Annotated in this window: 21 protein-coding genes and 2 pseudogenes; 8 read left to right on the top strand and 15 right to left on the bottom strand. The window is 69.4% G+C overall.

Features of this window, described 5'->3' with window-relative positions:
- Positions 1-42 precede the first annotated feature (42 nt).
- The 3 genes from OHT57_RS02650 to OHT57_RS02640 all read left to right on the top strand — a co-directional run bounded on the left by OHT57_RS02650 (position 43) and on the right by OHT57_RS02640 (position 4,138).
- The gene (locus OHT57_RS02650) at positions 43-957 is read left to right on the top strand and encodes an SMP-30/gluconolactonase/LRE family protein (RefSeq protein ID WP_328744208.1); all 915 of its coding nucleotides are present in this window, start codon (positions 43-45) and stop codon (positions 955-957) included.
- 389 nt (positions 958-1,346) lie between these two features.
- Positions 1,347-2,066 (top strand): FadR/GntR family transcriptional regulator, encoded by a 720-nt coding sequence (locus OHT57_RS02645; RefSeq protein WP_328744207.1) that lies wholly within the window; start codon positions 1,347-1,349, stop codon positions 2,064-2,066.
- A 545-nt stretch (positions 2,067-2,611) separates the two neighbouring features.
- Complete coding sequence (locus OHT57_RS02640) at positions 2,612-4,138, top strand: FAD-dependent monooxygenase (RefSeq protein WP_328744206.1); 1,527 nt, start codon at positions 2,612-2,614, stop codon at positions 4,136-4,138.
- Between the two features lie 262 nt (positions 4,139-4,400).
- Here the strand turns inward: OHT57_RS02640 and OHT57_RS02635 are convergent, their stop codons facing one another.
- The 5 genes and pseudogenes from OHT57_RS02635 to OHT57_RS02615 form a co-directional block, all read right to left on the bottom strand.
- A complete protein-coding gene (locus tag OHT57_RS02635; RefSeq protein WP_328744205.1) occupies positions 4,401-5,339 on the bottom strand; it encodes a MerR family transcriptional regulator in 939 nt (312 codons plus the stop codon).
- A gap of 278 nt (positions 5,340-5,617) precedes the next feature.
- On the bottom strand, positions 5,618-6,514 hold the full coding sequence (locus OHT57_RS02630) for an aminoglycoside phosphotransferase family protein (protein WP_328744204.1): 897 nt from the start codon (positions 6,512-6,514) through the stop codon (positions 5,618-5,620).
- A gap of 300 nt (positions 6,515-6,814) precedes the next feature.
- Positions 6,815-6,916: pseudogene (locus tag OHT57_RS02625) on the bottom strand (IS5/IS1182 family transposase); the annotation flags it as partial.
- Positions 6,917-7,014: 98 nt separating this feature from the next.
- Positions 7,015-7,455: a hydrolase gene (locus OHT57_RS02620; RefSeq protein ID WP_328744202.1), complete on the bottom strand. Its 441-nt coding sequence runs from the start codon at positions 7,453-7,455 to the stop codon at positions 7,015-7,017.
- A gap of 98 nt (positions 7,456-7,553) precedes the next feature.
- On the bottom strand, positions 7,554-8,744 hold the full coding sequence (locus tag OHT57_RS02615; RefSeq protein ID WP_328743927.1) for an IS110 family transposase: 1,191 nt from the start codon (positions 8,742-8,744) through the stop codon (positions 7,554-7,556).
- Positions 8,745-8,995: 251 nt separating this feature from the next.
- Here OHT57_RS02615 and OHT57_RS02610 point away from each other — a divergent pair, with 251 nt between their 5' ends.
- Complete coding sequence (locus tag OHT57_RS02610) at positions 8,996-9,850, top strand: DUF1963 domain-containing protein (RefSeq protein ID WP_328744201.1); 855 nt, start codon at positions 8,996-8,998, stop codon at positions 9,848-9,850.
- 219 nt (positions 9,851-10,069) lie between these two features.
- Here the strand turns inward: OHT57_RS02610 and OHT57_RS02605 are convergent.
- Positions 10,070-10,171: pseudogene (locus tag OHT57_RS02605) on the bottom strand (DUF5707 domain-containing protein); the annotation flags it as partial.
- Between the two features lie 217 nt (positions 10,172-10,388).
- Here OHT57_RS02605 and OHT57_RS02600 point away from each other — a divergent pair.
- Positions 10,389-10,910 (top strand): SigE family RNA polymerase sigma factor, encoded by a 522-nt coding sequence (locus OHT57_RS02600; protein WP_328744200.1) that lies wholly within the window; start codon positions 10,389-10,391, stop codon positions 10,908-10,910.
- Positions 10,911-10,972: 62 nt separating this feature from the next.
- The gene (locus OHT57_RS02595) at positions 10,973-11,410 is read left to right on the top strand and encodes a PASTA domain-containing protein (protein ID WP_328744199.1); all 438 of its coding nucleotides are present in this window, start codon (positions 10,973-10,975) and stop codon (positions 11,408-11,410) included.
- A gap of 368 nt (positions 11,411-11,778) precedes the next feature.
- On the opposite strand, the gene OHT57_RS02590 is transcribed toward OHT57_RS02595, so the two are convergent.
- The 7 genes from OHT57_RS02590 to OHT57_RS02560 all read right to left on the bottom strand — a co-directional run bounded on the left by OHT57_RS02590 (position 11,779) and on the right by OHT57_RS02560 (position 20,857).
- A complete protein-coding gene (locus OHT57_RS02590; RefSeq protein WP_328744198.1) occupies positions 11,779-12,531 on the bottom strand; it encodes a polysaccharide lyase in 753 nt (250 codons plus the stop codon).
- Between the two features lie 7 nt (positions 12,532-12,538).
- The gene (locus OHT57_RS02585; protein ID WP_328744197.1) at positions 12,539-13,219 is read right to left on the bottom strand and encodes a polysaccharide lyase family 7 protein; all 681 of its coding nucleotides are present in this window, start codon (positions 13,217-13,219) and stop codon (positions 12,539-12,541) included.
- 110 nt (positions 13,220-13,329) lie between these two features.
- Positions 13,330-16,002 (bottom strand): discoidin domain-containing protein, encoded by a 2,673-nt coding sequence (locus OHT57_RS02580; RefSeq protein ID WP_328744196.1) that lies wholly within the window; start codon positions 16,000-16,002, stop codon positions 13,330-13,332.
- Positions 15,999-17,741: a DUF2264 domain-containing protein gene (locus tag OHT57_RS02575; protein WP_328744195.1), complete on the bottom strand. Its 1,743-nt coding sequence runs from the start codon at positions 17,739-17,741 to the stop codon at positions 15,999-16,001. Before OHT57_RS02575 ends, OHT57_RS02580 begins: the two co-directional genes overlap by 4 nt.
- Positions 17,741-18,607, bottom strand: coding sequence for a carbohydrate ABC transporter permease (locus OHT57_RS02570; protein ID WP_328744194.1), 867 nt, complete (start codon positions 18,605-18,607; stop codon positions 17,741-17,743). Before OHT57_RS02570 ends, OHT57_RS02575 begins: the two co-directional genes overlap by 1 nt.
- A 7-nt stretch (positions 18,608-18,614) precedes the next feature.
- Positions 18,615-19,559: a carbohydrate ABC transporter permease gene (locus OHT57_RS02565; RefSeq protein WP_328744193.1), complete on the bottom strand. Its 945-nt coding sequence runs from the start codon at positions 19,557-19,559 to the stop codon at positions 18,615-18,617.
- Positions 19,556-20,857 (bottom strand): ABC transporter substrate-binding protein, encoded by a 1,302-nt coding sequence (locus OHT57_RS02560; RefSeq protein WP_328744192.1) that lies wholly within the window; start codon positions 20,855-20,857, stop codon positions 19,556-19,558. Before OHT57_RS02560 ends, OHT57_RS02565 begins: the two co-directional genes overlap by 4 nt.
- 97 nt (positions 20,858-20,954) lie before the next feature.
- On the opposite strand from OHT57_RS02560, the gene OHT57_RS02555 reads away from it, so the two are divergent.
- Positions 20,955-22,001 (top strand): LacI family DNA-binding transcriptional regulator, encoded by a 1,047-nt coding sequence (locus tag OHT57_RS02555; RefSeq protein WP_328744191.1) that lies wholly within the window; start codon positions 20,955-20,957, stop codon positions 21,999-22,001.
- Between the two features lie 264 nt (positions 22,002-22,265).
- Positions 22,266-23,276 (top strand): cytochrome c oxidase assembly protein, encoded by a 1,011-nt coding sequence (locus tag OHT57_RS02550; RefSeq protein ID WP_328744190.1) that lies wholly within the window; start codon positions 22,266-22,268, stop codon positions 23,274-23,276.
- Positions 23,277-23,563: 287 nt separating this feature from the next.
- Here the strand turns inward: OHT57_RS02550 and OHT57_RS02545 are convergent, their stop codons facing one another.
- On the bottom strand, positions 23,564-24,481 hold the full coding sequence (locus OHT57_RS02545) for a hypothetical protein (protein ID WP_328744189.1): 918 nt from the start codon (positions 24,479-24,481) through the stop codon (positions 23,564-23,566).
- A 487-nt stretch (positions 24,482-24,968) separates the two neighbouring features.
- Positions 24,969-25,796: an SCO6745 family protein gene (locus tag OHT57_RS02540; protein ID WP_328744187.1), complete on the bottom strand. Its 828-nt coding sequence runs from the start codon at positions 25,794-25,796 to the stop codon at positions 24,969-24,971.
- Positions 25,797-26,035 lie beyond the last annotated feature (239 nt).

Here is a 26,035-nt window from a genome sequence, read left to right as displayed (position 1 = left end):
AGCGGGTCTCTCCTCTTTCTCCCCGCCACGAAAGGCCGCCACATGTCTGTGCCCGCGCACCAGCCGGTCGGCGCGTTCGCCCCCGTCACATCCGACCGGCTGGAACTCGGCGAAGGGCCACGCCTGCTGTCCGACGGCAGCGTGATCCTCGTCGACATCCTCACCGGGAGACTCCTGCGGCTGCCCCAGGACGAGACCGGTCCCCTGGTGGAACTGGCCCGCCTGGCACAGCCGTTGGGCGCGGTCGCCCCGCTGGGCGCCGCTGGCCGGAGCCCTGGTGGCTGGGCCGTGGCCACCGGTATGGACTTCGCCGTTCTGGACGAGGCCGGGAAGACCGTCCGTACGGTCGCGGTGGCCCCCCAGGCCGGAAGCCCGCAGCGCATGAACGACGCGGTCTGTGATCCCGCCGGACGGATGTGGGCCGGCACCATGGCCTACGACGCCACACCCGGCGCCGGCGCGCTGCACCGGTGGAACACCGACGGCTCGGTGACCCGCGTCCTGGACGGGCTGACCGTTCCCAACGGGCCGGTCTTCAGCCCGGACGGCCACACCCTCTACCTCGCCGACTCCGCCGCGGGCACGGTGGAGGCCTTCCGGGTCGACCCCGGCACCGCCGAACTGTCCGACCGCCGCCCGGTGTTCCGCGTCGCACCCGAGGACGGCAGCCCGGACGGCATGGCAGTCGACTCCGACGGCTCTGTCTGGTCGGCGATCTGGGGCGGCGGCCAGATCCGCCGCTACAGCCCGCGGGGACAACTGCTGCAGACCGTGGACGTGCCCGCCCTCCAGCCCACGGCGGTCTGCCTGACCGGACAGCACCTCATCGTGACGACGGCCGCGTACGGACTGGCCGACCCGGGCCCCTGGGACGGAGCCGTACTCCGCGCCACCTGCACGGCCACCGCTGCGGCCACCCCCAGCGCGAGTGCCTCCCTGGCCGAACGGAGCGTCTGATCGCGCGAGCGGCGAAGCGCACTCCCGCCGGTACGGTGACCGGCCGCTCGGGCAGCGAGACGGCGAGGCCGCCCTCCAGCTGGACGCGGAACTGGACATCCGCATGGTCGGGGAGCGTGGTGTACGGGTCGCGGTTGTCGACGAACAGAAAACCCTGTTGCGCAGTGCGGGAACTGCCCATCGGCAGACGCCCGGTCAGAACCGGGGGCGCTCCTGGGGCATGCAGAGATAACAAGACAATTGGCTCCTACAGCAGCGGCTGAGTGAAGGTGCGTTCATCGTGGGTGGGGCCCATACCCCTGTCAAGATTTATTCATAATTAATGCTTAGGACTAGGATGGGGCCCGTGCCAGCACGGCAACCGCTTCCCAGCGCGAGGAGAACACCGCATGGCGTCCTATGCCGGCCGAGGCGTACATGGGCAGATCGTGCACACCTTGGGCACTCGCATCGTCGGCGGTGACCTGCCCGAAGGTGCGATTCTCGACGTCCGCGCACTCGGTGAGGAACTGGACGTCAGCCTGACCGTCATGCGCGAGTCCATGAAGGTCCTCGCCGGCAAGGGACTCATCGACGCCCGCCAGAAACGCGGCACCTTCGTCCGGGAGCGCAAGCACTGGAATCTCCTCGACGCGGACCTCATCCGCTGGCAGGTGGAGAGCGGCGGTGGCCAGCGCCTGATGCGGGACCTGGCCGACGTGCGCTCCATCGTGGAACCCGCCGCGGCACACCGGGCCGCACTGCATCGCACCGACGACGACATCGAGGCGATGCAGAGCGCCCTCGACGCCATGGCCGAAGCTCAGGCGCACTCTCCCGCAAGCGCCGCCGAAGCGGACGCCGCCTTCCACCGCGCCCTGCTCAACGCCACGGGCAACGAAATGCTGGCCCGCATGGACCTCCTCCTGGAGCCGGGACTGCGCGAGCGCGACCGGGTGGTGCACTCCCACAGCCAGGCATCCGACCCCGTGCCCAGCCACCAGGCCGTGTTCGACGCCGTTCGCGACCAGGACGCGGCCCGGGCGGAGCTGGCCATGCTCGACCTGCTGGCCCAGGCCACGCACGACTTCGACCAGGTCAGCGGCGACCAGCACGCGGCTCCCCGCTGATATCGCCCACTTCTGGACTCCACCTCGTACGGGTGGCCGAACATGCCCTACTGTGCCGGACACCGTGCCCAGTCACATCGGATGCCGCGACACACATCCACCGACGGCGGCCACAGCAGCGACGCCACCTACCGGTTCGGGTCCCGGGAGACCAGCTAGAACCGCGAGTAGTGCAACCACAACGGCGTGCGCGCGAACCTCCGCGTCACACCCTGCCGGGCGCGGACTTGGAGCGGATCGACAACGGCGGCGCGTACAACCCGTTCGCCGTCTTCTCCCGCCGTCCTCGGGCAACGGCGGCCGGCCGCAGGTGGTCGACAACTACCGGCGGCTCAGCTGCGACATGATCCGCCACCGCAGATCAACGTGCCCGCCTTGACGGGCAGCCGAGGCGATCGGGCGACGTGGCCGTGCTGTCGGCGCCTTGTCGGTGGTGTCGGGGGCTGTCGGCCCGATGTCGGCGGTCCGTCGGTGAGGGCTGACACCTTTCCAGAGATCCGGCCGGGTGCCCATCCGGCTGCTTGACCTCGGAAAGAGGAACTCTCATGCATGACGTGATGATCGTGGGCGCGGGCCCAGTCGGTCTGTTCCTTGCCTGCGAGCTTGGCCTCGCGGGCTGTTCTGTCCTGGTGCTCGAGCGGGAACCGGAGCTCGGCTCCCCGTGGAAGTCGATCCCGCTCGGGATGCGAGGCCTGTCCGCCGCGTCGGTCGAGGCGTTCTACCGGCGCGGGATGCTGCCCACTCTGCTGACAGCATCGGGCAGCAGCGACGATCCCGGCGTGAACCCCGACTCGGACGAACCGGTGCCCCCTCGTGTCGCGGGCCACTTCGCCGGCATGATGCTCGATCCGGCGAAGGTCGACGTAGCCGCCCTGCCGTTCCGGCTCCCGAGCCCGGCACTGGAAGGAGTGTTCACAAGCCTCGACGCGGTCGAGACGGTGCTGGCCGAGCGGGCATCCAAGCTCGGCGTGGAGATCAGGCGCGGCGTCACCGTCTCAGGCGTCGTACAGAACGACGAAAGCGTGATCGCACAGGCCGGTGAGGACGAATACGTGGCGCGCTGGCTCGTCGGCTGCGACGGCGGACGCAGCACGGTGCGGGGGCTCGCGGGCTTCGAATTCGTCGGCACCGAGCCCCAGTTCACCGGTTACACCATGCACGCCACCATCGCCGATCCCGAGAAGCTGCGATCTGGATTCGGATTCAACCTGACGCCCATGGGCGTGTACCTCCAGACGCCCGTGGCGGGACACATCAGCATGATGGACTTCGACGGCGGCGCCTTCGATCGCTCACAGCAGCCGACCCGGGACCACCTGCAGGCGGTTCTGCGCCGAGTGTCCGGCACCGACGTGACACTGGACGACGTCCATCTCGCCTCCACCTTCACCGACCGGGCGATGCAGACGACGACCTACCGGCAGGGACGCGTCCTGCTCGCGGGCGACGCCGCGCACATCCACTCGCCCCTCGGTGGGCAGGGGCTCAACACCGGTATCGGCGACGCCGTGAACCTGGGATGGAAACTCGCAGCGACCGTGCGCGGGGACGCGCCGGACGGACTTCTCGACACCTACACCCACGAGCGTCATCCGACGGGTGCGAAGGTACTCGACTGGTCGCGCGCCCAGGTGGCGGTCATGAAGCCGGACCCGCATGCCCATGCGATGCAAAAAGTGATCCGCGACCTGATCGGGACCCGTGACGGGACGACCTACGTGTTCGAGAAGGCGTCGGGCTCGTCGAACCGCTACGACCTCGGCGGTGAGCACCCGCTGGTCGGCCGCAGCGCCCCGGACTTTCGTCTCGACAACGGCACTTCTCTCGGCGACCTGATGCAGGACGGACGCGGCCTCGCGCTCGATTTCAGCATCGACCGACGGCTGCACGGTCCGACGGCGGGCTGTGAGAGCCGGATCCGGTATGTGGCCGGTCGGGCGAGGAACGACCTCGGATTCGGAGCCGTGCTTGTCCGCCCCGACGGCATAGTCGCCTGGACAGGCGACCGCGCCCCTGACCGCGAAGGGTTTGCACGGGCCGCCCGTCAGTGGTTCGGCAGTCCGGCCGGCTGAGCAGCTGTCGACTCCTCGCCCTTGAGCGACGGCAGCCGAACACGGATTCCCGGTCGGGCGGGCGGCCGGGGCCAGGGCATGAAGACGGGAACTCCTGAACTGCTCGCGGGTGTCGAAGCCGTGGAGCAACAGGAGGCCCGTGCCGCGGTCCGATGCGGCTGACCGGATCCACTGTCTCGGGGCCACCGGAATCAAGTGGCGCGCGATGCCCGCCGACCCGACGCCGGCCGCGTCCGCCCCATGCCGCCTTGTGACCGCCCCGTCATTGCTGTGTCCGGACGCGCAGAGCCTGGACGGACCAATCGAGCACTGCAGCCAGACTCTCCGGAGCCGGCCAGCCGTTGACCACTGCGAGCAGCTGAAGGTATCGCTCCCTGCGTGGGTCGTTGACACTCTGCAGCCGAGACACCAGCCCGCGGCGAAGCTCGACGTCGTCGGGGCGACCGAGGAGGTGCGCGTAGTGCGCAGTGAACTCCGCAACGATCGGATCGGCCTGGGGGGAGGCCGGGTCGATGCCTGCGCTCAGGGCCGGCCCGGCCCGGTCACGGACGGCTGCCGCGATGTCGCGGCGCGGGCCCACCATGTCGCTTCGGATCTGCTCGGCTGCCAGGTCCTCGGCCATCCGCCGCACGACGGCGCGGAAACCCCGGTCCTGGGACATCTCGGCCAGCTCCACCCACGCCTGGACCTGCTCCGCCTCCGGGTTGTCGGGCAACTCGGGGGTCATCGAGCGCATGACCCCCGCGAATGCGGGGACGGCGTCAAGACCGCCGAAGACGGCGTCGAGGAAATTGCCGATCAGACGTCTGCGTTCGTCCTCGGAAAGATGGGCCAGCCTGTGCATGAGTTCCGTCTCCTCAGGTGTGGACCCGCGCTCGGCCACCGCCGTCAGCACCGCGCGCCGCAGGCGCAGGACGCGGATCTGGACTGCCAGCGCTTCGGCGTGCGCTGCGGCGACCTCGGGAAGCGAGAGTTCGCGATCCACGACCTTGCGGATCGTGGGAAGGTCCAGTCCCAGCTCGCGCAAGGTTCGCACGAGGTCCAGGCGTGCGACAGCGTCGATGCTGTAGAGGCGGTAGCCGGCCGGGTTGCGGTCGGTCGGCGCCACGATTCCGCGATCGGAGTAGAACCGAATGGTCTTGACCGTGAGACCGGTCCGTCGAGAGAGTTCGCCGATCGAGTAGCGCGTGTCGCCGTCCATGCCCCCACCTTTGCGTCTCCCCTTACTGGAGACTCAAGTCCCTTCGCCTGCGAGCAGACAACCACTCCTCATCCACAGGTTTGACGATTCCTCCCCGGGCGGCGGGGCCAGTGCGTGGTCCATGGGCGAGAACGACCGTCGACAGGGCTCTTAGTCGACAGGGCTCTTACAGGAGGCGTTGATCCTGTCCTGTCTCGGCCGAGTCTGTTCCCGTTGGCACTGTTGTCGGTGGGGGCGGGAAGCGATCGTCTCTGTCACGGCCCACGAGCGGGGCGGCATCACTCCGTCGACTCCAGAATGCGGTCGAGTGTCCGGCGCCCCATTCTGCTCATCGGCGGGTTGGTCTCGACGTAGTACCAGATGACACCCATCGCCTGTTCGAACGCCCATGCCTTGCCGCGCTCCCACTCCAGCTCGTCACAGACCAGTGTCCGCCGGAGCACTTCCCGAGGGCCTGGCTGCAACAAGTGCCAGGCGCTGACCAGGTCCAGCGCGGGGTCGGCCGGGCCGAATCCGCCGGTGTCGAGTACTCCGCCGAGCCTGTCTCCCGCGACCAGTACATTGCCGGGAATCAAGTCACCATGGCTCATCACATCGGCACCGCTGCGTGGCAACTCCCGAAAACGGCTCCACATCGGGCGCAGCCGGGGCACGTCGAGCAGACACTTACTCTCCTCGAAGCACTTCGCCATCCAGTCGTCGTGGTCAGCGAGAACGCCGCCACGATTGTCGCCACTGAAAAGCCGCCCCCGCGTATCGGCGTTCCGCAGGGCCGCGATGAAGGCCGCAAGGTCCTCGGCGAAGGCGTCCGACCCACTCGGGTCGGCATCAGAGGCGATCGTTCCCGGCAGCCATGTCTGGATCGACCACGGCATGGGGTAACCCGCTCCGGGCTTTCCCAGGGCGACGGGTTCCGGGGCGGGGAAGCAAGACACCTGCGCCAGCTCCGCGCTTGCCTGCGCCTCCTGTTCCAGAACCGCCAACGCGTCGGCAGCATCGGCCAGCCGCAGTGGGAAACGCGCAGCGAGGTCGTCACCGATGCGGAAGATGGCATTGACCGTCCCGGTCGACGACAGGGGCTGGATCGCCTTGCCGCTCCACTGCGGAAATTGTTCTCGGATCAAGTTCGCAACGATTTCGTCCGTTACGTCCACCTGGTCGTCGTGCATGGTCATTCTCGCAGGCCCCCCATTGGTCAAACAGGTCACATTGAAGAGGCCGGAAGCAGACCAGATCAACTGAGACGAAAGTCAGTATTCATGCGCCGGGGTCCAGATCAACTGAAATTTTCGGCAACTCAGGTGTCTCCACCGCGCCGGTCTCCCCAGGTCCCAGCCGGGGTTCCGGCCGGACCACTGGAGGCGTGAGCACGCCGGGGCGCCGGAGGCGGTGCTGCCGGCGTAGCCGTGCCCGTACACCCGGCGTCGTCGTAAACCAGGCGACCCCATCCCGAAGAAGGCATGGACGCCGGCCTATTCGCGACGCAGCGCAGTGATCAACTTGCTGAACTGACGCGGACTCAGCCCGGTGAACGGGGCTATCCAGGACGGCTCCGACGCCGTGATCACACCAGCCACATCAAAATCATCCCAGCCCGTGGCCAGCCGTTACGAGACAGTCCCCGCCCGTCAGAGCCCCGGGACGCCATGACAGATCCCTCCGGGCCTTGTCGAGTTCAGCCGACGGTGTTCTGCGTCGTGTCGACCACACGCTTGTTGCCGATCAGAACCCGGTAGCGCTCCCGCGCCGCGAACTCTGTCGTCTCCCAGACTGCCGGGCGTCCTATCTCTGCGCACAGATGCAGCACTCGTCCCTCGTTCACCCAGACTCCTACGTGGGCGCCATAAGCATCCTCGGTGGCGTTGAACAGCACCAGGTCAAGTGGCTGGGCAACCAACACGCGGGCTGTGGTCTGCGTATCGGCCCATAGTTCGCTCGACCGCAGAGCGGGCGCAGCCAGGCCGAAGTGCCGAAGCACCTCGTAGGCGAACAGTTGGCAGTTCGCACCCTCCTCCAGGTTGGGAAGGTCAGTCACCTCCGACGCCCCCGGAAACCGGGAGCTCACGTACGGAACGGTCCAGAAAGCGGTCGGTAGTTGGTACAGGACTCCATCCATGAACCCATCGTCCCTGCACCAGGCCCCGGACAGGGTGCTCCACCCGCGCCCGCCAACCTCAACCGCCATGGCAGCTACGGGACTTCCCAATGCTTATGTCAAGCCGCTTCTGTGGTGGGAAGTGAGGAGTGATAGCACTCGCTGTCGCGGATCATCGCCCACAGAACGTTGATGCGTCGACGTGCGAGGGCGAGGAGAGCCTGCTTGTGCCCCTTTCCTTCGCTCCGCTTTCGCTGGTAGTACGTCTTGGAGGCGGGGCAGGACTTGAGGCTGGCCATCGCCGACAAGTACATGGCCCGCAGCAGGCCGCGGTGGTAGCGGCGGGGTCTGCGCAGGTTGCCGCTTACGCGGCCGGAGTCGCGGGGCTGCGGGGCCAGGCCGGCGAAGCCGGCCAGGCGGTCGGCACTGCCGAAGGCATCCATGTCGCCACCCGTCGCGGCGATGAACTCGGCGCCGAGCCTGGGCCCCATACCGGGCAGGCTGCGGATCACCTCGGCGTGGGGATGTTCGCAAAACCGGGCCTCGACCAGGGCGTCGAGTTCCGCGACCTCCTCGTCGAGGGCCAGCACCGCCTTCGCGAGGCGGGCCACCATCGCGGCGGCCAGTTTCTCGCCGGGCAGCGTGGTGTGCTGGGCCCGGGCGGCTTCCACGGCGATGTGAGCGAGTGCGGCGGCACCTTTGACCTTGCGGTTCTTCAGCCAGGTCTCGATCCGCTTCGCGCCTGCGCGGCGGATCGCTGACGGCGTCTGGTAGCCGGTCAGAAGGATCGCAGGACCCTTGTTGGTCAAGTCCAGCGCCCGTTCCAACGCAGGGAATATCTCCAGCAGTTGGGCCCGGAGGCGGTTGATCTGCCGGGTGCGGTCGAAGACCACGTCAAGGCGCCGGGTGGTCAGGGTGCGCAGGTCGACAGCGATCTCTTCCCCGGGCCTGAGCAGTCCCAGGTCCCGGCGGACGCGGGCCTGGTCGGCGATGACGAAGGCGTCTTTCGCGTCGGTCTTCCCCTCGCCCCGATAGGTGGCCGAGGCTCGGTGAACCGCCAGGCCGGTGAGGTAGGCGACTGGCTGGTCGTGGGCGATGAGCAGGCCGATCAGCAGGGCGGCGCCCCCGTGGTTGAGATCGACGGCCCAAAGCGCATCGTCGGATATCGCCAGCACTTCGCCGATCAGCGCCAGCAGCTCACTCTCGTCGTTCAGGGTCCGGCGGGACAGCAACCGCTCGCCCTCTGCATTGATCACCACGGTGTGATGATGCGTCTTGCCGATGTCCACCCCGGCCCAGATCTCGGACATATGCCCCTCCGCCAGTTCGTCTGACATTGATCCCGCAGACGACCTCGCCGACGTTGTCCTACAGCAGCGATCGAGTCGCGTCTCCCAATCAGCGGTCGAGTCGTCGCGGGGCTCTGGGCGGCCAAGTCCCGTAAGCCATCTGTCGGCTCAGCCTTTACAGCCATACCCGGAGCCCCCGGGCCCCTCTGATCCTACGAACGATCAGATCAGACCCACGCCTTGAAAGGTAGGACGGCCCTTAGGGTCAGTTCATGACTCCCGAGATGCGGAACACGTTAAGTCCCTTCCGTGACAAGGCGATTGCGCAGGGCATTCCGGCCGACGAGGTGGAGCGGTGGCTGGACACCGCTCGCCCTTGCGTGACGTTGTCGCAGGGCGGTGACGGGCCGGTCGTGGGCATGTTCGGCGGCCCCTTGATGCTGCCCGCCGACACCCCGACCCCCGTTTTCCCCTTCGTCGCCTCCGTCGACCTCACGGCGCTGCCCGCCGACGCGACGGATCTCCCGCTGCCTCCCGACGGTCACCTGTTGCTGTTCGCCTTCCCCGACGACGACGGTGACCTCGTCAACATCGGGGAGGTCGTGTACGTCCCCGCCGACGCGGCCACGGAGGAACGGGACAGGAACTCAGGGTTCTGGTCCGAGGTCGACGAGTTCCGGAAGATGGTCGAGGCGTTTCCGCAGGGCCGGCTGCGGGCGACGACCACCCCCTCCCTGCCCTGCCACTACGCGGTCCAGATCCCCGGAAGCACCCACACCGCGCCACTCCCCGGACATCCCCACTCCAGGGAACTGGCCGAGCTGTGGGAGGCGACACGCGGCGACATCGCCACCGGGGGGCCTCTCCAACTCGGCGGATTCGCCTCGGAGGAGGCCGTCCATCTCGACCCGGTCAACAGCGTCGTGGAGTGCGCGGTGAAGACGGCGGAGGCGCGCGGCTGGGGAGAAGCGGTCTCGGGCGCCGTCGAGGACTGGGTGCTGCTCGCCGACTGGAACCCCAGAATCGAGGGAATGGAGGGCGCCGTCGTCCACTGGGCGATCCAACACGAGGACCTGACCGCACGACGCTTCGACCGCACGATCGCCACCGTCTTCTGGAACCCCTGACAGCTGCTCCCCCTCGCGTCGGCTGCCAGGCCATGAGCTGATCGGCGCGATGGCAGCCGCCACTGGGCACGAGGCCGACAAGTTCGGCCGCTGGCCGCTGGCCGCTGGCATTGGAGGCAGCCACAGATGCAGGCGCTGCACCGGAGCTTGTGCCCAGTAGCGCGGGACGCCGTCGGCATCGGCGTGGGTGGCGGGGAACTTGTAGGTGCACCGCTCGCTGTCGCCCCCCGACGGCTTGTAGACGGCCGACTCGACACCGGCCATGCCCTTGACCGTCGGCACCTTCTTCGCCAAGGACGAGCCCGCCGGCCACGCCGGCACCTTCACGCTCCTGACGTCGGAGGACGCCGTGACATCGGCCGTGAACGGGCAACCGAGCCACCGCGGAGACAACCAGGAGCTGTTCCCCGGTTTCGTCGATGCCGTCCCATGCGGTGATGCCGGACGGTAGCGACGCCTGTGACCCAGGTCTCAGTGCAGCCGTGCAGCAGATGAGGCGGTGTTCACGTCGAGGGGGGTGACAGGAAGGGAGGAGCGTATGGAGACGGACTTTCAGGCTTTCGTCGCCGCGAGGTCGACCGCGCTGTTCCGGGGAGCCTTCGTCCTGACGGGCGACCGTGAAGCCGCGGAGGACCTGGTCCAGGAGACCCTGGAGCGGGCTTGCCGCAAATGGCGCACCATCGCCGGGAAGGACGCTCCGGATCTCTACGTTCGGCGGATCATGGTGAACCTGGCCAACGACCGCTGGCGCAGGTTTCGCCGCCTGGTCACGACCTCCGATTCGCAGAGCGGCGACAGAGCCGCTCCGGGAGACGAGTTCGGACAGGTGGACAACCGCGACCAGTTGATGCGTGCCATGCAACAACTGCCCATGCGGATGCGCACGGTCGTGGTGCTGAGGTACTTCCACGACCTCTCCGACGCAGAGATCGCAGCCGACCTGGACATATCGCCCAGCACGGTGCGTTCCCAGCTCGCTCGCGGGATCGAGAAGCTCAGAGGCGAGATCCCCGTACTCTCCGCCCCTTCACCACGGCAGCACACGGAGGGAATCCGATGACCTCGTACGACGACGCACGGACTTCCGGCTGCACACCATTCGAAGAGGAACTGACGAACGCCATGAACCGATTCGCGAACTCCACCGAGGCACCCGACTTCGACGCGCCCCAGATCCAGCGCCGCACCCGGCGCAGGCGCACCATCGGCATCGCCGCTGTCGCCGCCGCCCTCATCGCCGCGGGCGGGGGCACGGCTCTGGCCACCTCGGTCGCCGGCAGCAACAGCTCGACCCCGGCGGCTACCCGTACGGTCACCAACAGCGACGCCACCACCGTGCTGTACCTCCACTCCGAGGGCCTGACCATCCCGATCGACTTCGCGGGTTGGAGCCTGGACGGGGCCAAGGCGTACATGGAGAAGATGCAGACCAAGCTCGGCACCGTCACCAAGAAGTCCGTCAAGGGCTGCAAGCCGGGCTCGGTGATCGGCGTGTCCCCGCACGCCCCGAAGTCCGTCAAGCCGGGGGACACCGTCAACTTCACCGTCTGCGCCGGCTGACGAGACTCTGAGCTGACAAGGCGCCCGCCCCTGCGTCAATCAGGGGCGGGCGCCCGTCACAGCATCACACCACACTGGGCCCGCGCACCGTAATCGGCTGGAGAAGGCATGCCGGCCGGTGAGCGCGCATGCTTCCAGGCTGCCCTGTCATCACCCCGAAGCCGTCGGCCGTCCGAGGCAGATCTGCACGACCGACGTCATGGCATGTCCCGAGCGGGCCAACAGCATTGCGCAGCGTGCGGCGCCGTTCGCAGGCCGACGAGGCGAACAGCGGCGTGCGCCGGGTTGAGGCCGAGGCGGGGCACTGGGGTCGACGGCCCGATCCGGTGGCCCGACCCACCGGGCCCGGCCACCGGATCGGGGTGTGCTCAGGACCAGTTGCCCGGTTCGGCGAGTGCGTAGGACGAGGCGATCCGGTGGTTGTCGTGGTGGATCGTCAGGACGTCGGGGCCGCTGGGCGTGCCGTCGCGCCACGCCGTGCAGTAGATCCCGTTCGACCAGCGGATGGTCCCCGAGGTCGACGGAAGGGCAGCGATGCCGGTCATGCTGACGGTCTTCCTGCCGTTGAGCCAGACCTCGAAGGCGCCCGCGCCCGCGCCGGCCAGCTTGAGGCGGGCGACCACGCGCGCCCACGCACCGCGCAGGGCAGTGACGGTGCCCACCGTGCCCTTGATGCCGCCGGAGCCGCCGAAGCGGATCTCGTCGCCGATGACGAACATCAGGAGCCAGGGCCCTTCGGGATCCTCGGGTGACCACTGCTGGAAGGTGACGTTCTGGTCGTGGAACGTCCAGTCCGGGGCGAGGCGGACGGCCTGGCCGTAGTACCTGTCCTCGCCGACGCTCTGCGCGCCGCGCTTGATGACCTCCGAGTGGTAGCCGCCGGTCTCGCCGATGTACGTCTGGGTGGCCGCCAGTGAGTGGGCGCCCTTGTACACCGGGGAGTCGACGGTCGCGATCATGCCGTCCTTCTGCGTGTAGGCGTGGTCCCAGCCCTCGACGCTGCCACGGTTCTGGAAGTACACCTCGTCCGCGGCGTATGCGCGTCCCGCGGTACCTGTCGTGCCGACCGTGCCTGCCAGGGCGGCGCCGCCGAGTACGGCGAGAGCCTGTCGTCTGCGCACGGCCCGCTCACCTCGTCCAGTAGTGGATGTTGCGGAAGCGCGCCTCTGCACGGCCGGAACCGTGGTCGTACACGCCGTTCTTGAAGTAGCGGGTGGCGGGGCCCCGGTCGTCGACCGTCAGGACGAGGGAGTCGTCGAAGTAGACCTTGACGGTCCCCGTCCCGCTGCCCGCCTGGTGGGCGATCTTCACGTTGAACCAGGTGTCGTACGCGCCCGTCTTGAGCACCGTGCCGTCGTAGCGCCGTACCGTTCCACCGCCCGTGTCGTAGACGTTGAGCATGATGTCGGTGGCGGGGGTGCCTGAGGGGTGGACGCTGCGCAGGATCTGGACGAAGGAGGCGCCGTCGGTGCCGGAGGGGAGGTAGACGTCGGCATCCCACATGTGGTTGCCCGTGGTGTAGTCGACCTTCCAGCGCATCTCGGTGCGCGGGTCGGTGGAACTACCTTCCTGGAACGGCTCGTCGTCGGCGTACACCCACATGCGGTGGACGCCGCCGCTGTAGCTGTGCCGCTCACTGAGGTCGAGGTTCCAGGGCTTTTGCCAGCTGTACGTGAACGAGGTCTGTGTCCAGCCGTCGGTCGGGTCCGCGGCCGGCGCCGCTCCCGCGAGCGTGGCGGGAGGCAGGGCGAGCGCGGCACCGCCGGCCAGCAGGCCGGTCCCGGCCCGTAGGAGTGTTCTTCTGTGCATCGTGAGTCCTTTCCGGTGGGGGAGCGGGGGGCGATCGCGTCGGCCGTCGTCTGCAGGCCGACGTCATGGAAGTGGGCGTGGTCACCGCTCGACGGCGCCGCCGTGCCGGGTCAGGTCGCGGGGGCCGCCGTAGCGGATCTGATGGTCAGCCAGTCCACGTCGGCCACGCGGCCGTTGCCCTTCGCCACGAGGTAGAGGTCGTGTGATCCGGTGAGCGTCTGCTTGAGGGGCACGGACCGTTCCTGCCAGTCGCCGGTGCCGTTCAGGGGCACCTCGGCTGCCACGCGGCCGTCCGGCCTGTCCAGGCGCAGCTGAAGGGAGCAGCCGCGTTCGCAGTGCGGGGCGACGCGCACGGTGAGGTGTGTGCCGTCGATGTTCGTTGCGCGCATGCCCAACCGGTCACCGGCTCCGAGGGAGACCGCTGCGGTGCCGCGGTCCGTTCCGCGGACCTCCGTGGCCTGTTCCGCCTGGAGTGTCGAGGCGGCGTCGGGGCCCTCGCCGTACAGCCGGATGTCGTTGACGACCCAGGGCGCGGGGCCGCTCGCGGTGAGCGTGATCCGCAGGTAGCGGGCGGTGGTCCGGTGGCGGAGGGACGCGTCCTGGGTGAAGGAGCGGCCGTGGACTTCGGCGAGTGGTTCGCCCCAGTGCGTGCCGTCACGGCTGACGGAGAGGGCGAAGCCGTACGGCTGGCCGCTGGTGTCGCGGCCCGCGTCGAGGGTGAACCGGTCGAAGGTCTTGCTCTCGCCGAGGTCGACGGTCAGGAACTGGCCGGCCGCCTGCGGGGTGCTGTCCGCCCAGCGGGTGTTGATGTCGCCGTCGACGGCGGCGGATGCGTTGCTGCCGTCGCTGGAGGTGGCGCTCCACCTGCCGTGCCGCACCCGCTGCTGGCAGCCGGGCAGGTCGCAGCCGGTCGACCAGAGAGGTGCGCCGTACTCGTACGCGCCCTGGTCGGGAGCCGTGCCCAGGATGTCGGTGGTGACGCCGTCCACCTTTTCGCCCGCGTCGATGGCGGGCGAGCCCGGCGTCAGCCACAGCTCACCGTTGACGGCGTCGGTGTAGCCGGGCGTGGCGCTGATGAGGTTGGAGCGGACGACCGGCAGCGGGTTGCCGGTCTGTGTCGCGGTGACCGGCTTGGGTCCGATGATGTTGCTGAAGTAGGAGCCGGACGCGTCGGTGGCGCCGCCGAGGGCGGACGAGGCGACGTTGATGCCCACGCCGTAGCTGGAGTTGTGGTCCTCGTTGGCGATGCTGGGGCCGGTGTGGCCGTTGAAGTAGACGCCCCGGCTGCCGGTGTTCCAGGCGACGTTGTGGTGCAGGCGGAAGTGGCCGGAGTAGTTGTCGACGTAGTAGCCGTTCTGGCCGTCGGCGTCGTGCGCGGTGTTGTGGTCGATGGAGGTGCCGGATCCGTTGAGGCTGCAGCAGACATAGAAGGGCGAGCCGTCGCGGGATGTGCGCATCGCCTCGGAGATGTCGTTGTAGGCGATGCGGTTGTCGTGGAACTCGGTGCCGTTGAGCTGCCAGGCGGTGTCGATGGCTGCCCGTCCGGTGCGCCGGACCGTGTTGTGGGTGACGGTGTGGCCGTTGCCGTTGATCTCGATGCCGGGGGTGTAGCTGCCCATCCAGCCCACGTCGTGGATGTAGTTGTCGGTGACGGTGTTTCCGGTGCCGCGGACCAGGACCCCGTCACCGGCCGACTGTGCGATCTCGCTGTTCTTCAGGGTGTTGCCGGTGCCGAGGATCTGCACGCCGGAGTCGAGGATGCGGGAGGCGACGATGTTGCCCTCGAACGGCTCGACCGCGAGATCGCTGTCCGGTGGCATGGGCAGGGTGGAGAACTCGGATATGTACCTGGCGTGCAGTCCGTCGACCACGACTCCCGTACTTGAGCGGCCGGTTCGCAGGGAAGTGCCCCACAGGTCAAGGCCCCGTACGGTGACGTACGAGCTGCCGGTGAGGTCGACGCCCCACAGTCGGTGCTTGGCCGTCACCGTGTGCCCGGCGATGCCGCCCTTCGGGGGGACCATGAAGAGGCGGTGCGTGGCCTTGTCGTAGAACCACTCCCCGGGCTGGTCGAGGGCGGCCTTCGAGCCGACGAGGTAGTAGTTGCGGTAGGTCTGGTTGCCCATGCACAGGGGCGGGCAGCGGTAGTTGCCGCCCTTGAAGTCCAGTGCTGCGGACGCGGTCGCGGTGACCGTGCCGGTCTGCTGGGCCCAGGGGTTGGAGCCCGCCCACAGGTGCACGGTCGCACCTGTCCAGTTCGCGTCGGGCAGGTCGCTGTCGTCGATGTGCTGGTCGGTCGAGGTCGCGTCGGCCTCGGCCCAGGTGGCGTTCAGCGGATCGGCTCCGGAATTGGGCCAACGGCCCTCCATCGCGCGGGTGTTGTCCAGGAAGACGGCGTTGAAGTCCAGGGCGGGGGGCAGGTCGGTGTCGGCGGCGATCAGTGCGCCGCCGGCGTCCTTCCAGCCGGTGACGCGGTCGGTTCCGTCGACGGTCACCGGCCCGTCGCCGTAGGAGGCGATCGTGATGGGGGAGTTCTTGGTGCCGGAGGGCGGGGTGAGCTGTTCGCGGTAGGTGCCGTGGTGGATCAGACAGGTGTCGCCGGGGCGGACGCGTTCGAGGCAGGCGCCGATGGTGCGCAGCGGGCTTGTCCGTGAGCCGTGCGCCTGGTCACTGCCCTGGGGGGACACCTGGTAGGTGTGGCCGGAGGGTGCCGCCTGCGCCTGGACCGGGAAGGTCAGCAGCGCGGTCACGGCGCCCAGTACGGACAGGTGTCTGAGTCTCATGTCCGGTCTCCAGTCGTCGGATGTGCGGTGGTCGGGGGGTTCCGCCAGGCCGTCTCGGCTTCGCTTCCGCCGGGAGCACCGAGTACGGCACATCGCAACCAGTGCTCGCCGGGCGGGAGTTGGCCGACGAGCATGGGCAGGGCGGTGCGTCGCGCCAGGACGTTCGTGCCGGGCAGGCAGTCGATGACCTCGCCCTCCCGTCGGCCGTCGAGGTCGTGCAGTGCGGTGAGTCCCGCGGGGGCCGACACCCTCGCGTACGCCGGGCCGGTCTCGCGGTCCGTGCCCGCGTCCCGGTCGACGGCGAAGCCGCCCTCGGCGGTGTGCAGGGCGCGAGCGCTGCGGATGCGGTGGGTGCGCAGGTGCCAGGGCGCGGCGGCCGTCAGCCAGGTGGTGATCTCCACGTCGGGCCAGGGGTGCCAGGTGCTGAGGACCGTGGCGGCGGTGACGTAGTGCGCGGCCGGCTCCTCGCGCACCCGGTAGTGCGCCCCGCCGTCGTCACTCAGCGCCAGCATGGAGTCGTGGGCACCCTGTTCGAGTCCGAGGGTGCCGCCCGGCAGGCTGAAACCGAAACGGGTCGAGTAGGCGAACTTGGCGTATTTCTCGGCTCCGTGGCGCACCCACCGGTGGTGCTGTCGTCCGGCGAGCAGGGTGACGTCGCCGGAAGCCCGCATGAGGACTGCCCCGGCATGTGGCTGGGTGCTGACGGCGGGCAGTGCGGGAGCCCGCTCTTCCTTCGCGGTCCAGAAGGCGTGCCGTGCCGGAAGGGCGAGCGGCAGATACGCCTTGAGTGACCAGTAGGGGGAGCCGGGCGCGTTGTACTGCTCGGCCAGCGCCGGCTGCGGATAGCCGTACCCGATGGACAGCAGCCCGTCGGGGCCGGCCACCGGCCGCCCTTGCCACCAGCGCAGATGCCGCAGCAGGAAGCCCTTGACCTGGCCCCACGGCAGTACGTCGACGCCCGCGAACGGCAGCGCGCCCCAGAAGGCGGCCTGTGCCCAGCGGTAGGTGAGGCTGCGGCCGTAGGGAACGGCGGCCCCGTCGTCGGCGAACCAGTGCCGGAAGTCACCGGCGAACCGGGCCGCCCGTTCCTTGAAGCGGTCACCGCCCGTGAGGGTGTCGTGGAGCAGTCCGTAGAAGTGCATGGCCCATGGGACGTAGTAGTCGCGCCGTTCGGTGGGTCCGTCGGCGTACCAGCCGTCGCCGAGCCAGAAGGTCTCCAGGCGATCGAGGCGCGAGGTGATCAGCGAGCGGTCGTAGGGCACGCCGACCCGGTCGAGGCCGAGGCCGACCAGCACCGGGAAGAAGAGCCAGTTGTTGTCGGAGGTCTCTCGGTGCAGCGCGCTGAGCAGCCAGCGTGCGAGCCGGTCGCGTTGGGGGCCGCTCAGCGGGTCCCACCACTGCTGTGGGGCGAGGGCCAGTGCGAAGCCGATGGCGGCCATCTCGACGATGCGCTGGTCACGGTCGGCCGGCTCGCCCCAGTACTCGGGGTGCGCGGGATCACTGCCGTGGGCGAGCCCTTCGACCCACAACTCGGCGTGCGGGACGGCCTGTCCGCCCGCCGCGAGGGGCGCGAGCCCCCACAACGGGCGGGCGAACGCCTCCAGTTCGGCCGCCGTGTCGTCGTGGATCGCGGTGTTCACACCGAGCCGTACGCGCGCCCGGCCCGCGCTGAAGCGGGACGCGAGGGGTGCGGTCAACTCCTCTAGTTGGCTGGCGAGTTCGGTACGTGTGTCGTCCATCAGCCCTTCTCCGCCCCGGCCAGCAGCCCGGTGCGCAGGAAGCGCTGGGCGAGGACGAATCCGATCAGCAGCGGTGCGCAGGCCACGAGTCCGGCAAGGGCCGCCTCCGGCTGGTGGATGTCGAGGTCGGCGAAGCCGCTGGAGTTGTTGACGGCGCCGGTGGACTGCAGCAGGGACATCAGGCCGAGTTGGAGGGTGAAGGTGCGGTCGTCCGAGAGCATCACGAAGGGCAGGAAGAAGTCGGTCCAGCAGCGGACGAAGCCGAAGAAGGCGATCAGGGCGACGGCGGGGCGGGCCAGCGGCAGGGCGACCGACCAGAACAGCCGTAGTTCACTCGCCCCGTCGACGCGCCCGGCGTCCAGCAGGCTGTCGGGAAGGTTCGCCTGGAAGTGCAGGAAGGCCAGGTAGACGCCGAAGGGGTAGAAGGACAGCGGCAGGATCACCGACCAGACCGTGCCGGTGAGGTTGATCGCCGACATCTCCAGGTAGAGCGGGAGGACCAGCGCGGCCGGGGGCAGGATCATCGTCACGATCGACAGGGTGAGCACGGCCCGGCGGCCGGCGAAGGCGTGTTTGGCGAGCGCGTAGCCCGCGGGCACGCACAGAGCCAGGGCAAGGGCCACGCTGGCCGCCGCGTAGAGGATCGAGTTGCCGATCCACAGGGTGATCTCACCGTCGTTGTACGACGTCAGGTGCGACCAGGCGTCGCCCACGTTGCCCAGTGAGCCGAAGCCGAGCGGTGAACCGGTGGTGAGGTCGTCGGCGGTGCGGGTGGGGGCCAACAGCAGCCACAGCAGGGGCAGTCCGAAGAAGACGGCCGCGCCGAGCAGGAACAGGGCGCGGGCGCCGCGCGACAGTGCGGTCATCGCCTCATCACCGGGAGTCGGAGGGGTGGGTGGCGTACATGTGCGTACGGGTGATCACGATCCAGGCGGCCAGCACTCCGACGGCGAGCATGGCCAGGGACAGGGCTGCGGCCTTGCCGAAGTCGCCGTCCTGGGTGGCGTAGACGTAGGCGAGCTGGTTGACGGACCAGGTGGGGCTGATCTGGCCGGGGGCGCTGGTCGACAGCACGGTGGGTTCGACGAACACCTGGCTGCCGGAGGCGAAACTGGAGATCAGTACGAAGGCGACGTAGGTACGCACCATCGGCAGCTTGACGTGCCACATGGTCCGCCAGGCGGAGGCGCCGTCGACCTGTGCGGCCTCCAGGACGTCCTTGGGCAGGGCGTTGAGTGCCCCGTACAGGACCACGATCCAGCCGCCGGCGTGCACCGCGACGCCCATCACCGTGAGGACGGCGATGAGGTTGCCGCCGGACAGCGCGTCCGTGGCGCTCTCGATGTCCATCAGCCTGAGCAGCGGGGAGAACGGGCTGGTGTCCGGGCTGACCATGAACAGCCACAGCAGGGCTGCGGCCGAGCCGGTGACCGCGCCGGGCAGGTAGTAGACGAGCTGGAGCGTGCTCGTCGTGCGGCCGGGGCGGGCATGCAGGGTGAAGGCGAGGGACAGCACCATCAGCAGCAGGATCGGCAGCCACAGCAGCAGATACGTCGTCACGTGGGCGGCCGCGTCGCCGAGCCGGTAGTCGTGGAAGACGGCCGCCCAGTCCCGCCCGCCGGAGAAGGAACCGTTGTCGACGAAGGAGGTCCACAGGGCGTATCCGGCGGGCGCGAGCCCGAAGAGCGCGAGGAACAGCGTGTAGGGGCCGACGAGGATCCAGACGGCGGTGGCTCGGGCGGGACGGCGTCCGCGGCGGGACGGCGGCGGCGCCGCGTTGGTGAGCGCGGGCGGGCGGGATGTCGTGAGGGTCTTCATCCGAGGGTGTACCCGCCGGTCTTGGCCGCCGCCTCCAGTTTGTCCTGCCAACTCGCGAGGGAACTGCGGAGGTTGCTGCTGGAGTCGACCGCCTTGACGAACGTGTCGTTGAAACTGCTCTGCCAGTCGGCCTCGAAGCGGACCGCGCCGAAACCCGGTCGCAGCGCGTTCGCCGCCGCTGACAGGGCGGGCATCGGGTCCGACGCGTAGTACGGGTCCTTCGACTTGGCCTCGCCCCACTTCTTCGCGGCTGCCGTGAAGGCGGGGTAAGTGGGCTGCTTCGCCTGGAGGTTCACGTCGGTGGTCATCCAGCGCACCAGGTCCGCGGCCTGCTTCGTACGGTCGCCGGCGTGTGAGGAGACGACGAAGGCGCCACCGCCGACCTGTCCGGCATACGGCTTGCTCTCGCCGGGCCAGGTCGGCATCGGGGCGGCGGTGATCCGGCCCTTGGGCACCTTGAAGGCGGGCGCGAACATGAAGTCGCCGAACCAGGCGGGGGCCGGCAGCATGAGGATCTTGTCGCCCTTGCCGAACTTCGCGAAGCCCGGGTCGATGGGCACGACGGTGGTGACGGCCTTGTGGCGGGCGAGCGGTTGGAGCAGATCGGCGACCCGGGTGCACTCCGGCCGGCTGAGGTCGATGTGGACTTCGGTGAGGCTGAGAGTGTCCCGGGTGGGGCAGCCGCTGCTGCCGAAGTAGATGCCGGCGCCGTACTTGCCGTTGACGGCTCCGACGATGGTGCCGGGGTGTTCGGCGGCCGCCTTCAGGCCGGTCTGGCGGTACTCGGCCCAGGTCGAGGGGACGTGGTAGCCGTAGCGCTCCATCAGCTCGGCGTCGTACCACAGGACGGTGGGGGCGATGTCGTTGCGCAGGCAGTACGTCCGGCCGCCGAAGGTGCAGGTGTCGAGGGAGCCGGGGGCGAAACCGTCGCGGACGGTCCTCGGGACCAGGTCGTCGAGCGGGGCCGCGTAGCCGAACTTCTCGCCGGCGAGCGTCGCCGTCTCGGCCGGGTTGGCCAAAAAGACGACATCGGGCCAGCCGCTCTTCGTGCGGTTGGCGAGCGAGACCTTGGTGGGCACGTAGCCGGCGTCGGGCGGGATGGTGACGATGCGCATCCGCACGTCCGGGTGGGCCTTCTTGTACTGCTGGGCCGCGGGCATACGGGTGTTGTCCACCCAGACCAGTAACTCGCCCTTCCCGCCGCCCGACCGGGCACCGTCCCCGCCGCCGGTACCTCCGCAGCCGGACAGCACCAGAGCCACGGCTGCGGCCAGGGGAGCCACGCGCCATCTCTTCATGTAGACCACCAGTTCGCCGAGGATCCGTACTCCGAAAACCAGAATTGCGATACCTTTCGCAAAACTCGATCGCCCGGCAACGTAGGAGATTCATCCGATGACGTCAACGGTTCGGACGGGATCCAGTGACGGAAGGAGACGCACGCTGGCCCAAATCGCCGACAGCGCAGGCGTATCGGTGTCCACGGTCTCCAAGGTGCTGCACAACAGATCCGATGTATCGGCGGAGACGCGGGCCAAAGTGCAGCGGCTGCTGGAACAGCACGGCTACCTCGCGAAACACCACCCGGCAGCCACCGCGGCCCCGCCCGGAGGGCTGATCGACTTCGTCATCAACGAACTGGACAGCCCCTGGGCGGTCGAACTCATCCGCGGTGCGGAAGACGTCCTGCACGACGCGGGCATGGGCCTGGTGGTCTCCGCCACTCACGGCCGGACCAGGCGCGCCCGCCAATGGCTGGACTCGCTCGCCACCCGCCCCACCCGCGGAGCGATTCTCGTGGTGCCCGAACTGACACCCGGGCAGCACGAGGAACTGAGCCGGCTCGGCATCCCCTACGCGCTGGTCATGCCGATCGACGAACCCGCCCCGGGCACACCGTGGGTGGGCGCGACCAACTGGCCCGGCGGACTGGCGGCGACCCGGCACCTCATCGAACTGGGCCACCAACGCATCGCGATCATCAGCGGCCCCGAGCGCCGGCTCACCTCCCGGGCACGGGTCGACGGCTACCGCTCGGCCCTGGCGGAGGCGGAACTGCCCTTCGACCCCGAGTTGGTGCGCTACGGCGACTTCACCCACCCCCTGGCACACCAACACGCCCTGGAACTCCTGGCGTTGCCCGACCGTCCGACAGCGATCTTCGCCGGCAGCGATCACCAGGCGCTGGGCACCTACCGGGCCGCCGCCGAACTGGGCCTGCGCATTCCGGCCGACGTCAGCGTGGTCGGCTTCGACGACCTGCCCTTCGCGGACTGGGTCACCCCACGCCTGACGACGATCCGCACCCCCCTGGCCGACATGACCGCACTCGCGGCCCGGATGGTGCTGCGGCTGCTGTCCGGGGAACAGCCGGAGACGACCCGGGTGGAGGTGGCGACGGAACTGGTGGTCAGGGAGAGCAGCGGACCTCGGCGCCGATGAAGCCCGCCGGGGATGGTCGGCTCAGGCGCGCCGGAGCGCGGTCTGCGTGGTGGTGGTACGGGTGGAGGAAGAGGTTCGCTGGACAGCCAACCGCCGCGGGGCTCTCCAGTCGCCCGATCGCCCGGGCACCCGGCCGCGTCTGAAACCGACCCCGTCAGTGCGGTGTCGGACACCCCGCCGCCCGGCCCGCGGGCGGCGGGGCATACCGTCCGGCTGTGCGGTCGAGTCGACTCGTCACGAGGCGGGCGGAGGAGGAAGATCCGGATGATTGGCTACGTGGTGACCGATCTGTCGGCCGGTCGGCTCGCCGAGCTGACGGCTGGACGTCTGTTGTCCACGTGGCGCTTGGACGTCCCCGCGCTCCTGCTGGCCCTGGTTCTGGGCGCGCTCTACGGCTGGGGCGTGGCGAGACTCCGTCGGCGCGGTGTGCCCTGGTCGCCCGCCAGGGTCGTCGCCTTCACGTTCCTCGGACTGGGCGGGCTGGTCGTGGCGACGATGTCCGGGCTCGCCGTCTACGACCGGGTGCTGTTCTGGCCCGCCGCCGTGCAGAACGTCCTGCTCGACCTGGTGGTGCCGCTGGGTCTGGCGCTCGGCGATCCGCTGCGGCTGGCAGTCGAGGCGTTGCCGGAGAGAGCGGGCGCACGGGTTCGGCGGGCCGTGACCGGACGGGTCGTACGGGCGCTGGCCTTCCCCCTGGTCAGCACGGCGCTGGTGCTGGCCACCGAGCTGACGGTGTATTTCACGCCGTACTTCGCCACCGCCCTGCGGGTGGGCTGGCTGCACGAGCTGATGTATCTGCACCTGCTGGTGGCCGGCTGTCTGTTCGTCGTGCCGGTGCTGACCCGCGAGGAGACGCTGCCGTCCTGGTGCACGCATCCGGTGCGGGCGGCACTGGTCTTCCTGGACGGCATCGTCGACGCGGTCCCCGGAATCGTCGTCATGACGCACGGCACCCTGATCGCGGGCGCGTGGTATCTGCACCACGCCCCGTCCTGGTCACCCGACGTCCACCACGACCAGCAGGTCGGCGGCGGCGCGATGCTCGGCATCGCCGAGCTGGTCGCCCTTCCCTTCCTGCTGGCGATCCTGTTCCAGTGGGCCCGCGCCGAACGCGTCCAGACTGCGGCCCTGGACCGCCGCCTGGACGCCGAACTCGCCGCCGCAACCCCACCGGAAACCGGCACGACACCCACTGCCGACGGTGTACGCCCGTGGTGGGAGACCGAACACAACGAGGTCGCCGACAGGATCCGCCGCCAGACCCGGCGTGACTGACCGGCCACGGACGAGGGCCGTCGCGGCCCGTGAACGTCACGAACCACCGGCGCCGCACGGCAACGATCGGCCCGACGCGGGAGTGCGACACGTCGCTGCCCGGAGCTCGCAGCCGTACCGGGCTCCGGTCGGGCGCGGCCTGTTTGTGCCATGACCGATGATGCCGTGACGGCAGCTTCGCCCCAGGCCGTTGTCGGGGGCCGCCCTCACGGTCGGCCGGATCCCTTCAGCTCCGGGGCGAAACTGCCGTCTGCCTCACCGCGTGGCGGTGCCGGCGGCGGTCCTGGTCAGGAGCGCCGCGTGCGACGGGTGGCGTAGAGGGCGGCGGCACCGAGGGCGATCACCGCGGCTGCGCCGCCGGCTATGGGGCCGACTGGTGCGCTGGAACCGGTCTCGGCCAGCGGCGGGGTGCTGTCGCTGGGCGAGGGCGCCGGGGTGGTGGGAGGCACCGACTCCAGTGGCGGGACATCGGGGGTGGTGGGCGGAGTGGTGGAGGTGGCGGGCGGAGTCGAGGGGGTGGCCGGGGGAGTGGTCTGGTCCGCGGGCGGCGTGCTCGCGGGCGGGCTGGCCGGGGTGGACGGCGAGGCAGGGGGAGTGGAGGGGCTCGGCTGGTCGGGGGTGCACGGCTTGTCGCCGCCGTTCCACGCCGAGATCAGGTGGTAGGGCGTGACGACGTTGTCGGGCTGGTAGGGCGCGGGCCCGTGGCCGTCCTGGGACTTGCCGTCGTAGATGACGTCGTCGCCGTACAGGTCGATCTGCCCGTAGCAGTCAGGCGCCTTCACCGTGAGCTTCTGCCAGGTCTGCTTGGTGTCGTCTGCGCCGGGAAGGTCCGAGGCGCCGAGGTAGACCGTGGCGTGGTCGACAAGCGTCTGCAAGCCGGAGGTGTACCAGTTGGGGCCTTCGGTGGTGTACTCGGCCAGCGAGACCGGGTACTTGCAGTTTTCACCGACGGTCTGTCCCGGAGCCAGGCGCACCTCTACGGTGCCCGGCGCGGCGTCCCACTGGTGGAAGCCGCCCTGTGAGGTCCAGTCGGCACCGGCCGGCTTTCCGGCGGCGTCGACGAGGCGGTACTGAATGGTGGCCGTCTGGCAGCCACTCGCGGGGGTTGCGCTCGCGGCGGCGGCCCCGAACAGGGGAGTGGCGGCGGCGACGAAGGCGGTTGCGGCGATGGTGGCCGACGTTCTGGAGCGTGAAAGGCGCGTCAAGATATGCCCTAGCGGATTCGAGAGTGTGGGAGGTGGCAGGACGCGAGCAGCCGCTGTCGGCAGGGCATCAAATGCGAGCCGCGCGATAGCCACTCGCGTCACTTCGCTCACTTGAGTCACAGTGAACGAAGCGCAATCTTGTCGCTCTTCACAACTCCCGTCAACATTTCACGAGTTCGCCACATGTTGGGGTGTCGGGGTAGTGCGTTCTGCCCTGGTATTCGCAGGTCCGACGGCCTGCCCGGGCCCACTTCATCGCCACCGCAACCGGCCCGCGAACGGCGCCCCGGGAGGGCGGCATCACACGCGGGGGAGACCGGCCGTCTGCTTGAACGAAGCCGGCCCTCTCGTCCGTTCCATGGGATGGCTCGGGACAAACAGACCGGCCCGGGCGCCGACGGCCGAATCGAGCACCCCGGGCGCGAACGCCGGGCCGCGAACTCGCTGTGGCGCACGGAGTGTTCGGCGCCCCGTCAGCCGCTGCCCATCACTGCGACCCCGCGGCCACCAGTTTCGCGGTGATGGGTTCGAGCTCGGCGAACAGCTCGTCGAGCTCGACGGCGGACAGGGCGTCGTACGGCGGGGCCGCGAGCTCGTCGGTCAGGGTTTCGATGCGTTGTCCGGTCTCACGGCCGGCGTCGGTGAACCGGCCCTCGGCGTCGACGAGCCCACGCTCGCGCAGGCCGTTCATGACCGCCGCGAGTCGCTCCTTCGGCAGGTGATGGATGCGCCCGAACGACTCCGGTGGGTGAATGCCCTGCCCCAGGGCGGAGAGCACGTGCGCCTCGGTGCCGCCGATGCGCGCGCCGACGAGAGCGGCGACGTGCCCGTCACCGCGGTGCTCACGCAGCATGGTCGCGGAATGCCACAGCCGGGCGACCGGTTCGCTCGGCACCGCGACGGTACGCATCCCGGCGTACATCACCCGCCCTTCGGTGGGCGCGCTCGTCGCGGCTTTGGCGGTGAGATCGGCCGCGCGCGCCAGGCCCGGGGAGTCGGCCAGCTCCTCGCCGAGGATGCGCCGCAGGGAGGCCGCGCTGCCCCGCTCCCGCGCGGCGAGGGATGCCTCGGGCGGGATCGTCTGCCACGCGCTCGGGATGTGCCGTGCGGCCTCCCCGTCGGCGAAGTTGTAGAAGGCCGCGTGCACGACCTGCGCCGGCACTCGCCCCAGTGGCGCGGCCCGGCTGGCGAAGTAGCCGTCCCAGTAGGTGCGGTGGCCGAGCGCGGCCAACTCCTCGTTGCACTCGTCGGCGAAGAAAGTGACCAGGCAGATCGGCTCAAGGAGCTCGAACATGCGGCGGGCGGTATGCGTCATGGTGGACATCATGACCGCGCTCACGCCGCGTGGAGCAGTAACGGGCCACTGGATCGCCGGGGCGGTTGAAGCGACGCAGCCGACGCGGCACCGTCTTCCGCCCACCGGCGGCTTCGGCCGCGGTCGGGGCAGCCGCATGCCGGTCAGCTCAGGTGAGCTCTGCTGGACGGAACGTGCCGGCGTCAGTGAAGCCGGAGGCGTCGTGCGGGCCCATGGCAGCCGGCCTACGACGGTCTGCG

The sequence above is a fragment of the Streptomyces sp. NBC_00285 genome, from assembly GCF_036174265.1.
In the GTDB taxonomy this organism is placed as follows: Bacteria; Actinomycetota; Actinomycetes; order Streptomycetales; family Streptomycetaceae; genus Streptomyces.
This window is presented reverse-complemented; position numbering and strand designations above follow the sequence as displayed.

Coding starts and splice junctions, on each gene's coding strand:
- OHT57_RS02650 (WP_328744208.1), top strand. CDS start 43: ATGTCTGTGCCCGCGCACCAGCCGGTCGGCGCGTTCGCCCCCGTCACA.
- OHT57_RS02645 (WP_328744207.1), top strand. CDS start 1,347: ATGGCGTCCTATGCCGGCCGAGGCGTACATGGGCAGATCGTGCACACC.
- OHT57_RS02640 (WP_328744206.1), top strand. CDS start 2,612: ATGCATGACGTGATGATCGTGGGCGCGGGCCCAGTCGGTCTGTTCCTT.
- OHT57_RS02635 (WP_328744205.1), bottom strand. CDS start 5,339: ATGGACGGCGACACGCGCTACTCGATCGGCGAACTCTCTCGACGGACC.
- OHT57_RS02630 (WP_328744204.1), bottom strand. CDS start 6,514: ATGACCATGCACGACGACCAGGTGGACGTAACGGACGAAATCGTTGCG.
- OHT57_RS02620 (WP_328744202.1), bottom strand. CDS start 7,455: ATGGATGGAGTCCTGTACCAACTACCGACCGCTTTCTGGACCGTTCCG.
- OHT57_RS02615 (WP_328743927.1), bottom strand. CDS start 8,744: ATGTCCGAGATCTGGGCCGGGGTGGACATCGGCAAGACGCATCATCAC.
- OHT57_RS02610 (WP_328744201.1), top strand. CDS start 8,996: ATGACTCCCGAGATGCGGAACACGTTAAGTCCCTTCCGTGACAAGGCG.
- OHT57_RS02600 (WP_328744200.1), top strand. CDS start 10,389: ATGGAGACGGACTTTCAGGCTTTCGTCGCCGCGAGGTCGACCGCGCTG.
- OHT57_RS02595 (WP_328744199.1), top strand. CDS start 10,973: ATGAACCGATTCGCGAACTCCACCGAGGCACCCGACTTCGACGCGCCC.
- OHT57_RS02585 (WP_328744197.1), bottom strand. CDS start 13,219: ATGCACAGAAGAACACTCCTACGGGCCGGGACCGGCCTGCTGGCCGGC.
- OHT57_RS02580 (WP_328744196.1), bottom strand. CDS start 16,002: ATGAGACTCAGACACCTGTCCGTACTGGGCGCCGTGACCGCGCTGCTG.
- OHT57_RS02575 (WP_328744195.1), bottom strand. CDS start 17,741: ATGGACGACACACGTACCGAACTCGCCAGCCAACTAGAGGAGTTGACC.
- OHT57_RS02570 (WP_328744194.1), bottom strand. CDS start 18,607: ATGACCGCACTGTCGCGCGGCGCCCGCGCCCTGTTCCTGCTCGGCGCG.
- OHT57_RS02565 (WP_328744193.1), bottom strand. CDS start 19,559: ATGAAGACCCTCACGACATCCCGCCCGCCCGCGCTCACCAACGCGGCG.
- OHT57_RS02560 (WP_328744192.1), bottom strand. CDS start 20,857: ATGAAGAGATGGCGCGTGGCTCCCCTGGCCGCAGCCGTGGCTCTGGTG.
- OHT57_RS02555 (WP_328744191.1), top strand. CDS start 20,955: ATGACGTCAACGGTTCGGACGGGATCCAGTGACGGAAGGAGACGCACG.
- OHT57_RS02550 (WP_328744190.1), top strand. CDS start 22,266: ATGATTGGCTACGTGGTGACCGATCTGTCGGCCGGTCGGCTCGCCGAG.
- OHT57_RS02540 (WP_328744187.1), bottom strand. CDS start 25,796: ATGACGCATACCGCCCGCCGCATGTTCGAGCTCCTTGAGCCGATCTGC.